This is a genomic window from Cryobacterium melibiosiphilum (assembly GCF_003602235.1).
Lineage (GTDB): Bacteria > Actinomycetota > Actinomycetes > Actinomycetales > Microbacteriaceae > Cryobacterium > Cryobacterium melibiosiphilum.
Window position 1 is genome coordinate 25,939 of record NZ_QZVS01000056.1, and the last position, 12,913, is coordinate 38,851.

A 12,913-nucleotide genomic window follows, 5' to 3' on the forward strand; every position below is an offset into this window, starting at 1 on the left:
CAGTGCGTTCAGAGTCTCGCTGTCAGGTCCATCGCCCACGCACCGACAGAGGTTCCCCTGCGGGAAAGTCGAGAGGCACCTGGTCGGGCGTCCCATCGCCGGGTTGTCCGACCAGCACGGGGATCTATGCCGCAGAAAAAAGATACCCGGCGCGATGATCTGGGTGATTGTGTCGGAGTCCGGATCGGACTGGGCACCGGTTCCGTATGCCATTTCCATTCCTGCATCGACGGTGATCCCCGGAAACAATGCGGGAGATCCACGGCCACGGAAGGCCTTCCGAGTGCGTCCAAGATGTGAACGCGGTTCGTTGGCTGGGCTTCAGCAGCAATGTCAAAGTAATCGCCAACACCAACGCCAGTCTGGTCGACCGATGAGATGGCGATGTTGGAGTCCGTGGTCACAGACAGCTGTTGCCTGCCCGCTGAATGCGGGCTGATACAGACGCGCGTCGCCGGTAAGTAACGCCTCGTCCGGGTACCGACTCACGACAATGTCGAAACCTTCCCGCGAAGTTCCATCCACTTCGGGACAGTGGTTAGATCACTCCTGATGATGCGTGTCCGTTGGTGCGTGCGTTGCTTTTCGGGATCGGTGTCTACTACCCGCGGGCGTGGACAAGTCGACCGTTTTGAGGGTCGAGTGGGCGGATACCCTATTCTCGTCCCGCGGGTCGGGAACGGTGACCTGAACGCCCTACCTGACGGCGTTGGTCGTTTCGGCGAAGTCGTCTCCGCCGTACTTGGCGTTAGCGACGCTCATCACATCGGGCCACATGCGGTGCCGGGCGGTGGCGGCCTGAAGACCCGAGAAGAACGTGTTGCGCTGGCTGCGGGCCTTACCGCTCACGTTAACCACCCCGGCGACGGTGGCGACCTGGGTACTGGCACCGGTCATCCAGGTGTCCTTGCTCGCGTCGGTGGTCCCGGTCTTGCCGATCATCGGCACCTTCGGAAACGTCGACCTGTTCGATGCGGTGGCGGTACCCCCGGTCATGACGCGCTGCATGGCATAGATCATGCGAGCGACAACCTCCGGCTCGACGGACTGCGTCACCGTGGATGCCGGAATCGGCAGTTCGACGCCGTCCAAACCGATGATCTTGTCGATGGCTACAGCGCTGTGGGTCTCACCGTTGCTCGCAATGCCAGCGAAAGCGACGGCCATGCTCAACGGGGCAATCTCGTTGGTGCCGAGCACGGAGCTGGCACCCTGCTGCAGGGCATCGCCGTCGGCCCGATGAATACCGAAAGCTTCGGCGGTCTTGCGGATGCCGCACAGGTCGAGTTTCTTGGCCATGCCAATAAAACCGGTGTTGATCGAGCCGAGGGTTGACTGGAGGGCGCTGTAGTTGGCGCCGGGCTCATTGGCGTCGTTGCGCGGGTTGAAGGGTGGCGTGTCGTAGTCGTAGTTTTGCCTCCCGAGGCAGCTGTCCTGAAAATTGCCCCAGTTGGACTTGCGGCGGGAGTCGACGTGCTCGTTGAGCGAGTGGCCCTCGTTCAGCCACTGAGCGAGGGTGAAGACCTTATACGTCGATCCGGGCTGAAACCCGAGCGAACCACCGTAATTCTGATCGGTGTTGTAGTTGATCCCCGTGTACTTGGTACCAGACCAGGCCAACGACGGGTCCTGGCTGTATTCCTTGTTCTGAGCCATGGTCAGCACACGCCCGGTGCTGACCTCAACACTCGTAACGACCGCTCCCACATCCCAGCCGGAGTACGTCTGCGGCACGTTCTCGGCCAGCGTTGCCACGGCAGCCTCCTGCAGCTCGAGGTCGATGCTGGTATAGACGTCATAGCCACCCTGTCGGAACGCAGTGAGGCGGGTCTCGGCATCCGCTCCGAAGGTCTCATTGTTGAGCAAAATCTTGGTTACGTAATCGCAGAAGTACGCGTTTGCACCAGCCGTCTGGCATCCGGTACTCGGCGCCGTGATGGTCGGCTCGATGACCGAAGCGACGGCAGCGTCATGCTCCTCCTGGCTAATGTTCTTGTACTCAAGCATCTCGCCGAGAATGTAGTCGCGACGCTCTTTGTTGGCCGCATAACCGTTGGCCGCCCCGTTTATCTCACTGTCGGGGCGGTCGAGCTGATACTTCACCGGGTTGTTCACGGTAGCGACCAAGCTCGCGGCCTGCGGCAAGGTGAGGTTCGTAGCGGTGGTGTTGAAGTAGTAGTTCGCCGCGGATTCGATGCCGTAGACGGTTCCGCCATAGCCGGCAATGTTCAGATAGCCACGCAAGATCTCGTCCTTGTCGTAGTTCTTCTCCACGCCGATCGCGAGACGCATCTCCTTAAGCTTGCGGTTCACGGTCTCGGTGATCGCGGCCTGGTAGCACACGTCCGCTTCGGTTTTATCGGAGAGCTCCTCACACTTTTGCACCAACACGTTCTTCACGTACTGCTGGGTGATCGAGGAGCCGCCTCCGCCGCTGCCCATGCCCGGAGCAAGCAAACCGATCGCGGCACGCGAGGTACCCTGCAGGTCGATGCCGCCGTGCTCGTAGAAACGCGGGTCTTCAGCCGAGATCGCGGCGTTTTTGGCGTAACCGCTGATCTGGTCGAAAGCGACCTCCACACGGTTCTGCTGGTAAAACGACGCCAGCAACACCCGGCTACCCACCGGATCTTCACGGTTCGTCGAGGCCCAGATGTTGCTCTTCTGCGAGAGCTGATCGATCGAGAGGTACTCCGGCAACGTCTCAAAGACGTTCATGGTGTTGGTTGCAGCCATTCCGGAGACAGCGAGAGCCGGGGTGACCACAGCAGCAACGAGAACACCGGCAACGACGCTCAGACCGATGAAACCAGCGAGCCCCCCTAAGACGTCGATCGTTTTTCGCTGTTTAGAAGACACGTTGGCGAGACTATCGGGTATGGCAGCAACGCTAGAAAACATTCCCTGTGCTCGCGAATGAGAAGCATGCGCAACTGCGCAGGACTACGTCGAGGCCCCAGCGAGCTGACAATACGGTTTATCAAGGACCGCAAACCCCGTGCAGACCGCGGGACGGGACTTTTGCTTGTCGTGAGCCTAGTCGTCCTGTGCTGTTTCAATCACGGTAATCCGGACCGATATCTCTGGATCATCAGCGAGCCCGTCCCGTTCAGCAGCTTCCGTAGCGGACCTTTCCAGCTCTACTTATACGCCGGTCTGGTCATTTCAGGCAGCCTTCTTTCCCTACGGGACCATTAGGAGGCCGCGGTCTTAGCCAGACCGCTCCGCCGCCCGCGGCCTAACCAAACCTAATAAGTAGTTGTCAGCAAGATGGCTGAGAGCCACTATTCACTGTGTGTATAGTGGCGGTTGTGGACAACTCTCTCACCCTGCTCGGGCTGCTCAGTGTCGAGCCCAGCTATGGTTACGATCTCAAGCACACCTACGATCGTTTCTTTGGAGTGCGGAAACCCCTCGCGTTCGGTCAGGTCTATGCGAGCCTGGCACGCATGACCCGTGACGGGCAGATTCTTTCGCTAGCTGACGAGGCTGGTGGGGGCCCTGATCGTAAGAAGTACGAGGTCACCGAAGTCGGCCGAACCCGCGTCTCGCAGTGGATGTTCACGCCCGATATTCCCTCGGAAACTTTGCAGAGCAACCTTTTCGCCAAGACCATCATTGCCCTACTCGTCGACGATAATGCAGATCGGCTGCTCGACGTGCAACGCACGGAGCATCTCGCCCGTATGCGGGAACTCACCCGTGAAAAGCAGGGAGCAGACCTGATGCGCGTGCTGCTGTGTGACCACGCGCTCTTCCATATCGAGGCGGACCTGCGCTGGATCGACCTGACCGGCGCCCGACTGACTCAACTGCGAAACGAGATCAAACTGCCATGACCGCCCTCATCCAGGCTCGTGGCCTGCGCAAGTTTTTCGGTACAACGGATGCCCTCCGCGGCATTGATCTGGACATCCAGCGCGGCGAGGTCGTCGCGGTGATGGGGCCTTCGGGCTCCGGCAAGTCGAGCCTGCTGCACTGCCTGGCCGGTGTGCTGCTGCCCGACAGCGGCACGGTATCCGTTGGTGGCACCGTCATCACTGCCCTGAGCGAAGCGCGCCGGTCGGCCCTGCGCCTGAAGGAGTTCGGCTTCGTTTTTCAATTCGGTCAGCTGCTGCCCGACCTGACAGCGGTCGACAACGTCACCATTCCGCTGTTGCTCGGAGGCATGAAACGCAGGCAGGCGTTGACGGCCGCGCGTGGATGGCTCGACCGCCTCGGCCTTGAGGTCGCCGCCGATCAGTTGCCCGGCGAACTTTCCGGCGGCGAAGCCCAGCGCGTCGCTATCGCCCGCGCTCTGGTCACGCAACCGTCGGTGCTCTTTGCGGATGAGCCCACCGGGTCCTTGGATTCCCTCGCTGCCGAGAACGTGTTGACAGCGATGCTCGAGCTTGTCCGCAAGGCGGGAACGACGCTCGTGATGATCACCCACGACCCGCGCACGGCGGCCTACGCCGACCGTGAGATTATCGTGCGGGATGGTCAGCTGGCCGCCACTGACAGGGTCGGCGTCAAATGAATCCGAGTGTGGTGCGTCTGGCTGTGATCGGCAGCCGTGCATCCTGGGGGCGGCTGCTGGGCATCACCGCCGGAGTCGCCGTGGGCGTGACTCTGGCGCTCCTACTTGGGGGCGCATATCAGGGCTTGGGTGCCCGGGATGAGCGGTCCAGTTGGATGTATGCCTCCGGGGAGTACGTGGTCGGCGGCGACACAGGCCCGGGCGCGGTGACCGCTGATATGGCGTCGCTGGGCGACGACCGAGTGGCGCTGGCCCACACGACCGACCGGCACGAGGGGGATCGGATCGTGCGTCTGGATCTCGCCGCCCCGACAACGTCGAGCGTCACGATTCCGGGCATCACCGACCTGCCGCAGCCAGGTGAGTACTACGCGTCGCCCGCGCTCATCGACCGCATTGCGCAGGTTCCGCCTGACGAGCTCGGCGACCGCTTCGGCACGCTCACTGGAACCATTTCCGACTCTGCCCTCGCGAGTCCTGATTCGCTCGTTGTCGTTGTCGGCGCCAGGACGAGCGCCCTGATCGAGCGCCCGGCAGCGCAGATCGTGACCAGTTTCACAGACGTGCCACACCGTGCGGGCACGAACTACCAGACCGTGGCGATCGTGGGTGCCATCGCAGTGCTGTTCCCGGTGCTGTTGCTCGTGAGCATCGTGACCGGGCTCGGCGCCGTAGCTCGGCGGGAGCGTTTCGCCACACTACGTCTGATCGGCGCCACCCCGCGCACCGTTGCCGCCATCGCCGCGGTTGAGACATCGGCCACAAGTCTCATCGGGGCACTGATCGGCGTACTGCTTGCTGCGCTGCTGGGCCCGGTTGCCGCGCTCGTCTCCGTCGACGACGGAGTGTTCTTCCCTTCAGACCTCGCCGTGACGCCGCTTACCGCGGCCACGGTAGTGGCGGTCACCGTCGCGGCCTCCGCAATTACGGCAGGCGGACGCATCCGTCGCGCGGGCATCGGACCGCTTGGACAAACGAAACAGCAGGCAGAGAAGACCCCCTCGCTGCTTCGCTTAGTGCCGCTTGCAGGCGGGCTGGGCATACTCATCGCCACGACCGTGGCGGTGCTCGCCGGACTGCTCGTTCCGCGCGTCGGAACGCTGGTTGTCATCGGTTTCACCATCACCACCGTGGGTCTGCTCGTGGCGGGCCCCTACCTCACCCTGCTCGCGGGCGGCATCATGGCTCGGCGCAGCAAGACAGCGGCTGGAGTCATCGCGGGCAACCGCATCCGTCGCACGCCCGTGGCCACCTTTCGCTCCGTGAGTGGCCTCGTAGTTGCCGTGTTCATGGTCAGCGTCTTCGCGGGTGCCGCGACAACCGCCGACCAGAGCGTAGCCCCCAATGATGGGCCGGGGCTGCTTCCGGTCAGTACCCTCATTCAGTATCTGGATTCAACGCCCGCTGCGACCGACCCTGCTCGCACCGAAGCGGCTCGCGGGCGCCTTGCCGCGATCTCGGGCGTCACCCAAGTGACGACGATTTTCACGATTGATTCCGGTGAGGGTCCCGACGCCAACCGGCTCCTGATTTCGGCGGATGCCGTGAACGACCTCAATCTCGGGATTGTTCCTTCCGCTCCTGTCGTCTCCGTCAACAGCGACGCCCTGAGCGGAGCTCCCGCCGTCTTCACTCCCGCGGAAGCGACCGACGTGGCCGAGCTGACTCCGCGCATCCTGCTCATCGGCACCAACGGATCACCGGCCGCGATCGAACGCGCGAGAACCGCGCTGCAGGCGGGCACGATCGCCGGTACCGGATGGATGCCCGCGGGCACCCGAACGGATCTCGCCGACGATCGGTTGCAATCCATGGCCGCGAGTTTCGCCAACCTCGCCTACTTGGGTATCGGCGTTGCCACACTCATCGCAGGACTCTCACTCGCCATCGCCACCATATCGGCCATGATCGACCGCCGCCGAATGCTCGCCCTACTGCGGCTGCTCGGCATGAACCTCGCCGGCCTCCGCCGCATCATCACCCTCGAAGCGGCCGCCCCACTCCTGTCCGTGATGGCAATATCGATCGGACTCGGCTTTCTCGTGGCCGACCTCATCCTCGTCGGGCTCACCAACGGTGGCCGATCGGTCGGCTGGCCCGATGCCCGCTACATCGGAGCGCTACTTGCCAGCGCAGTGCTTGCCCTCGCCGCGGTCGCTGTTGCCGTCAGCCGATTGGGCAAGAACACCGACTTGGCCGCGATCCGCTACGAATAGGCGACTCACACTGGCATCACGAAGGAGGATTTCGCCGCAACACGACGTCGTCCCGCAAGACGTTCCCCTTACGGGAATTGAGGTTCGTCGGTGGATGGAGCGAGGTGTGAGCGCGAGTACGAACGTTTGTGCAGACGACTTCGAAAAATGACACCGATCAGATTCGTTTTTTCTGCTCCCGGGGTGTCTCATAACCGATGGCGAGCACCACGGTTCAGGTATGCGGTTATGCGACGTAGTTATGAGAATCGGCGCGCCGCACGATTCTGGCGGACGCGGGGGAGCCGAGACATGGCGTGAGACGTCTTGTATCTCTAGGAGACCGAATCAGTGCGACAGCAGCGGACCACGTCTCTTGCTTCGCCCTTGCTTGATAACCACCTCGCTGCGAGGCGCGGTGATGGAATAAATCAGATCTTGGTGCAACCGGCGTCGACCTCATTCGCACAACGGAGGGCTACAACCTGCGGCCGCTCTCGCCGCTCACCGCGACCGTCGCCAAATCGCAGCGGACGAGAAGAAAACACATCAGATTGCTTCAATAACTTGACGGGCGCATCCCTATGTATGAGGTGGCGCGGATGAATGGCGCGGTATAGGTATAGGTATAAGTCTGGTTCTTCCTTTCCTGCTCTGCTAGCTTGCGATTATGACGACAGCATTCGCACCCATCGCCTTTACTAACGATTCGGTTGAGCTTCCAAGCGCCGCTTACATTTGTCGGGGCTGCGGAACGTCAATCACGACACCCTCGAGCTTCCAAAAATGCCCGGTTTGCGGCATCCGCATCAATTAGCGCGCTGACAGCGCGTGTAAAGAGCTGGTGGGGGCCGCAGATGGATGCATTCGGGACGGACAATCAGGACATCACTGTCGACGGGCGGGAGCGCTGGTTTCGGCGCTTCGCGGAACTGGTGGAGCAGTCGGCCGAGTTTGGCAGCATCCGCTCGTGGTCGGTGGTGGCCGGATTGGCGCAGAACACTGTCAGCGGGTATCAAACGCCCGATCGAAAAATCCCCGTGCGCATGCTGATCGCGGTCAATGATTCCCTGGACTACTCGGTTGACGACCAACTGGCCGATCTCACCGGCCGGCCGGTGCAGTCGTTCGGCGCCGGCGGCAACGTACAGGCGGCGGATGCTCGCGGTGCGGGACGGCGAGGCCCGAGCGTGGGCGACCTCACGCGCGCCGTGCTGGAGTCCTGCGCCCGCGAGACGCGGGTCGGACTGCAGGGGCCGAGTCCCTACGGGCGCTGGCGATCCCGACTCTTCGACATTCCCCTCGGGTGGGCGCTACCGCACGTCGGGTATCACGCGGTTGAGTTCATGCGCTGGTACGGTCCGGCGCGCGGCAAGGCCGAGGACCGGTACCCGTCGAAGCAGTGGTGGGCTGAGGCGGCCGAACCCGGTTACGCCATCAATAGTCTGAAGCCGCTTGTGGCCTCCTACTGGTTTCGCGACGGCAAGCCGGACAATTTCGCCGGCACCGATGAGGACTGGATCGAGCATCGTCTCGAACGCCTCGAGCTCGTCGCTCGGCTCGGGCCCCTGTACGCCCCAGCGCGCGTGTCACCGTATGGCTCATTCGGCAACTTTACCTCGCTGCTGCGCCATCTCGACAAAGCTACCCACCGGCACATCTTCACCCAGCAGCCCTATGCCAGCACGCCGGATCTCGCCCTGAGCGCAGCATGCGCCGATCCCGCCGTGCGCACCATCATTGTCGCCGGCCACGCCTCCGTGCGCCCCATCCCGATCGCGATTCGGCTGGGCGAGGCCCTAGGCTGGGAGGTGGTGGACTTTCGCACTATGGAGGCGGTGCTCACGGGCCAGCGGCCGAACGTCTCGGCGCATGCCACGGCATCCGCTACCGCGGCACCCGGGGTTCGCTTTTGGAACCAGGTGAAGGCCGAGAGCGCCAGCCGCCGGGACATGCTGGTGGTGACCGTGAACCTGCAGTACCTGCTGATCGGCGCCGCGGGCAGGCTGAAGTTTCGCGACGACGTGATCGACATGCTGAACGACCCCAGCGTAGCTATCGTTTTTCTCGACGCCGACACGGATATACGCTCGGGCGCGACGTCGGCGAACCTCTGGGAAGATCGTCGACAGGCGATGTCGTCCAAGTACGTGGAACCAGCCGTCGACACGAAATCACAGGCCGCGGCGCTGTCCCGTATCGTGCAGGATGCCGCGGATCGCTTTCCGAAGGCGCTCGTCGCCACGGTCCTGCCAACGTACCTGTACTGGGGCGACGCCTACGTCGATCCCCTGGACGACACGAAGCATGACGACGACCTGCGCCAGTACCTGTGGCATCCCTCGGTCGGGGACGTGGACGTGCGGGTGGCCTACGAACTCGCCCGCGCGCTGGTCGAAGGCAAGCCGGTGGGCAGTGCACCGACCGGCTCTGATGCTGACACAACCGACTTTCGGTCCTTCCTTCCCGACTCGGTGATCTACCGGTATCGGGCACGGCTGCGCGAGATGACCGGCGGCACGCACTGGAATCGTGGCAGGGAGAAACACGGCTGGCTGCCGCCGACCGGGTGGAACGGTGTGTTCACAAATCCTCCCGATAAGTGGATGCGCGGCATCCACCAGGTGCCGTCGTTGACAGCGCTCGTCAATGAACGGTCGTCCTGGCTGACCGGCGGCCTGCGGGCGGACGAGTCCGCGGACTAGCCCGAGGCCGGCGGCAGGCAGGCCAGCAGGTCGCAGGCCCGCCAGCGGCGCTGGTCGCTATCGAGCGCGAACGAGACGTCAGCGTGACGGCTGTCGGGACCCTGGCGCACCAGCATGACGTGGTTGGGGTAGCGGGCCACGCCCGGCTGCTCGGTTAGCAGCAGGTACTCCGTTCCATGGCACACTGTGCGCGCCGGCGTGATGATCCAGGCGGGGGTGGCACAGGTCGTGGGGGTTGCGACCAGAGTGGTTCCATCTGTGGCCAGCAGCGGAGCGGTCGCGGTGGCCGCTTCGAACCAGGGTTGGGTGTCTTCAGTCCATTGCAGCCCGACCGTCGGTGGAGCGCTGGGCTGCTCTGCCCACCGGGCCAGCAAGGAATACGCGCCCTCGGCGGCGAGCCCCTGGTAGCTGTACTCGATCACCAGCGCGTCGCCGCTGCCCGATTCGACGACCCCCCACTGCAGCACCTCAAAGTGGAGCGCATTGGCGAAGAGATCTGGCTGCGGGTGCTCACCGCCTACGGATGCCTCGTCATCGCTGAGCGCCAGGATGGCGGTCTGCGCACCGTTGGCGAGGTCGGTACCCTGCAAGTAGAGCACCGCAGGCACGATGGTGAGCGCGCACACCACCGCCAAGGTGCCGCGGAGGCGGCGCTGGCGCCGCGCGCGGCGGCCCAGCGTGACGTTGGCGGCTTCGCGCATCCGCTGGATGGCGTCGGCGGTGGAGAGGGCGGGCATTGTCAGCACGCGCGTTGGCGCTGCTCGATCGCCTGCACGGCGATGGCCAGGGCGTGGCGCCCGGCTGCCTCGTCGGTGCAGTGCGTGATCAGGTCCAGCATCTCGGCCTGGATGACTCCGACTTCGAGAAGGGCCTGGCGGGCCTGGGCAACCCGAAGTTCCGCCGCGGTCATGAGACCGCTCGGCGGACGCGGGCGAGCGTGTCATCGACCAGGGCGAGAAATGCGCTGTCGGGCAGCCTGGGTTGATGGCGGTCGAGGCGCAGCAGGTGACCGGACTTCTGGGTGGCCTCGAGGCCCCACTTGGAGGAGGCCAGCAGCGGGTGGAGCTCGGGCCGAGCGTCGACCGCGGCCCGGACCCGGCGGAAGCCGGAGAGGTAGACGTGGTCCTTGGTGAAAGCGCCCGGCTGCGACAGATTGGGTACGCCGCGCTTGACCCGCACGGCGATCGTGGCGGCCTCCAGCTCACCGACCAGGGGAACGAGGGCGGCGAAGACCTCGTCGATGCCGCCGTGCTGGGCGACCGCGACCGCGATCGTGCGGGCGGCATAGATGCGGCGCTGACCGCCGGACGCAACGCCGAGTAGCGATTCACCGGAGAGCGCTAGGCCTTCTTCGGTGGCCGTCGCATCCGGGCCGAGGGGTATCGTCGCGAGCACATCGTGGTGGTGTCCGGCGTTGAGGGTGCGGGTGACGTGCCCCCCGATCTCGTGCACCAGCAGCCGGCGAACGTCTGACCGGGGGTAGTTGCGGGTTGCGTCGACGAACACGACACGGTTTTTCGGTGAGACCGACATGGAGGCAGGGCCGGGCCGGTTGGTCGCTGTCCAGTCCGGGGCCACGACGAGCAGAAGCCGCCGGACCGCCGCGAGCACCGTCGCGCCGGCCAGAGGGTGGTCGGCGGGTGCCTCGGGTGCCTCGGGTGCGGCCACGGTGTCGTAGGCGAACGCCAGTTCGTTGTCGCTGGGGGATCCCCAACGGCCCAGAGACCAGCGCGTGAAGTCGGCGTTCGAGGTCGCGCCCGCGTGCACGGCGCCCAGCATGTCGTGACTGTTGCGCACGGACTGGAGATAGCAGCCGAGAGTGCTGGCGAGCGGATGGTCGGTTCCCCGGAGCGCCGCGGCGGCCTGCGCCACCGGGTCCTCGCCGGTGCGGTGTGCGGGGCTGGCGGCCGCCGGATAACGCCAGGCCGTGTCATTCGCTGGATGCCCGGTCGCCAGCCTGCGGCGCACCTCGTCGAGGTTGGCTGGACGCGGAAAAGGGGCCATCGAGACGGAACGGAAGACCTCGGCGAGGTTCTCGCCGCCACGCCGCCACCAGGTGTCCCGAAAGGAGGAACCGGCCGCAGCGAGCAGGGCGTCCCTCGTCGAGATGGTCCCGCTCGCCGGCGACCCGGTCGTGCTGAACAGCGAGTGGTCGGTCGCGGCGAAGGGGTTGCGCTGGTTCAGCATTTCACCCTCGATGGGATGGTGTCCGCGGCGGACCGGTAGGAGTTGAGGGCGGCCGTGCGGTCTGCGTTGTAGAGGATTGTGGCGATCTGCAGGTCGGCGTCCTCACCGAGCAGCCGCACTTCGACGACGGCCTGCAGCGTGCGTCGCTGAATCTGCTGCAGTTCTGACGACTGGCTCACGGTGTGACTCCTTGCAATGGGTAAGCGGATGCGGCGGGCGGGCGCCGGTGCGGCACCTGCCCGCCGGGTGTCAGCGGGAACTCAGATCTGGATCAGGTTTGGCTAGTCGCGGCGAAAGCCGGCGGCGTGGCTAGTGCCCACCCCGATGACGACCGGGCCGAAGGCCTTCACCGTGTCCTCCATCATGTTCCGCGCCACGGGCGACGCGACGCGATAGGCCGCGTCGACCCGGGCACCGAAGTCGCAGACAACGTCGAACGTGGTGGCGGCGATGGCGGCCGCGGCGGTGACGGATGCCTGCGCCACGACGGCGTCGGAATGCAGGCCCATCATTGCCAACGCGTGTTCGTGGGCGGCCTTCTCCATGTCGGCCGTGCGGGCGGTGTCGCGGGCGGTGACCTCGCGGCGGTTGCGGTTGGCGACGGTGCCGGGGAGGTAGGACAGCAGGGAGTCGTTGCTGGACGTGGGAGCGGGCTGGTACCGGTTGAGGGACTGGGACATGGTGTTCTCCTATCGCTGGGTGGTGCTGGTGGTGTCGGTGCTGGTGACCGTGCTGGTCGAGTCGTTCCAGGTCGGCCATTCCGCGAACGCCGAAGCGAGCTCGGCGCTCCGGAGCGCGGCTTCCATGCTGAGGGCCTCGAAGGCGCGTTCTACGCGACGCTCCTTCGCCTCATCGATGTCGATCTGACGCATCCGCAATGCCGTGGTGGCCTTGTCGGCTTCCGCCCTGGCCTGCCTGGCCTGCGCCGACGCGAAGTCCGCTGCGGCCAAGGCCAGCGTCTCCTTGTGTGTGGCAAGTTCCTGTTCGTTCATGCGAGCCGCCTCTGCGTAGGTTCTGAGTTGTTCTGACCTCTTTAACTAACCACGCATAGCGTTTCCGCCAGGATTTGGGCTCCCCGTGATCGATTTCTCGATCGGCCCGCGGTGCTGTCGGGCAATCGTCGATGACTGGTGGGGGCGGCGGGCTCTGCGTGGGATTCACCCTCAGCGTCAGGCCGTGGGCGACGAAGGAAATGTTCGCATACCGCTGCTAGGGCGTGTCTCCTAATGCCTTCGACCAAATAGTTATGGCTCTGAGGACAGCTCCGCCGCGGTAGGTCAGTGCGAGCTTGTCGTAGCGGGTGGCGA

11 protein-coding genes are annotated in these 12,913 nt (G+C 64.5%); 4 read left to right on the plus strand and 7 right to left on the minus strand.

All coding sequences use genetic code 11. The features are described 5' to 3' along the window. Positions 1–696: 696 nt before the first annotated feature. The gene (locus D6T64_RS03265) at positions 697–2,859 is read right to left on the minus strand and encodes a transglycosylase domain-containing protein (protein ID WP_158594784.1); all 2,163 of its coding nucleotides are present in this window, start codon (positions 2,857–2,859) and stop codon (positions 697–699) included. A 452-nt stretch (positions 2,860–3,311) separates the two neighbouring features. Here D6T64_RS03265 and D6T64_RS03270 point away from each other — a divergent pair, with 452 nt between their 5' ends. The 4 genes from D6T64_RS03270 (at position 3,312) to D6T64_RS03285 (ending at position 9,419) form a co-directional block, all read left to right on the plus strand. Continuing rightward, a complete protein-coding gene (locus D6T64_RS03270; protein ID WP_092113102.1) occupies positions 3,312–3,839 on the plus strand; it encodes a PadR family transcriptional regulator in 528 nt (175 codons plus the stop codon). Then, on the plus strand, positions 3,836–4,519 hold the full coding sequence (locus D6T64_RS03275; protein ID WP_119971544.1) for an ABC transporter ATP-binding protein: 684 nt from the start codon (positions 3,836–3,838) through the stop codon (positions 4,517–4,519). Before D6T64_RS03270 ends, D6T64_RS03275 begins: the two co-directional genes overlap by 4 nt. Positions 4,520–4,527: 8 nt before the next feature. Continuing rightward, on the plus strand, positions 4,528–6,735 hold the full coding sequence (locus tag D6T64_RS03280) for an FtsX-like permease family protein (RefSeq protein ID WP_158594785.1): 2,208 nt from the start codon (positions 4,528–4,530) through the stop codon (positions 6,733–6,735). An 836-nt stretch (positions 6,736–7,571) separates the two neighbouring features. Next, positions 7,572–9,419 (plus strand): hypothetical protein, encoded by a 1,848-nt coding sequence (locus tag D6T64_RS03285; protein ID WP_119971549.1) that lies wholly within the window; start codon positions 7,572–7,574, stop codon positions 9,417–9,419. Here D6T64_RS03285 and D6T64_RS03290 read toward each other — a convergent pair. The 6 genes from D6T64_RS03290 to D6T64_RS03310 form a co-directional block, all read right to left on the minus strand. Beyond that, the gene (locus D6T64_RS03290; protein ID WP_147364447.1) at positions 9,416–10,165 is read right to left on the minus strand and encodes a hypothetical protein; all 750 of its coding nucleotides are present in this window, start codon (positions 10,163–10,165) and stop codon (positions 9,416–9,418) included. The two genes, D6T64_RS03285 and D6T64_RS03290, sit on opposite strands and share 4 nt — an antisense overlap. Then, positions 10,159–10,329 carry a hypothetical protein gene (locus tag D6T64_RS22485; protein WP_158594786.1) on the minus strand — a complete coding sequence of 57 codons (171 nt, stop codon included), beginning with the start codon at positions 10,327–10,329 and terminating at the stop codon, positions 10,159–10,161. The genes D6T64_RS03290 and D6T64_RS22485 overlap by 7 nt, the downstream gene beginning before the upstream one ends. After that, the gene (locus D6T64_RS03295) at positions 10,326–11,606 is read right to left on the minus strand and encodes a tyrosine/phenylalanine carboxypeptidase domain-containing protein (RefSeq protein WP_119971555.1); all 1,281 of its coding nucleotides are present in this window, start codon (positions 11,604–11,606) and stop codon (positions 10,326–10,328) included. Before D6T64_RS03295 ends, D6T64_RS22485 begins: the two co-directional genes overlap by 4 nt. Next, positions 11,600–11,785: a hypothetical protein gene (locus D6T64_RS03300; RefSeq protein WP_119971558.1), complete on the minus strand. Its 186-nt coding sequence runs from the start codon at positions 11,783–11,785 to the stop codon at positions 11,600–11,602. The genes D6T64_RS03295 and D6T64_RS03300 overlap by 7 nt, the downstream gene beginning before the upstream one ends. A gap of 102 nt (positions 11,786–11,887) precedes the next feature. Then, positions 11,888–12,286 (minus strand): hypothetical protein, encoded by a 399-nt coding sequence (locus D6T64_RS03305; protein WP_119971561.1) that lies wholly within the window; start codon positions 12,284–12,286, stop codon positions 11,888–11,890. Positions 12,287–12,295: 9 nt separating this feature from the next. After that, on the minus strand, positions 12,296–12,598 hold the full coding sequence (locus D6T64_RS03310; protein ID WP_119971565.1) for a hypothetical protein: 303 nt from the start codon (positions 12,596–12,598) through the stop codon (positions 12,296–12,298). Positions 12,599–12,913: the final 315 nt, after the last annotated feature.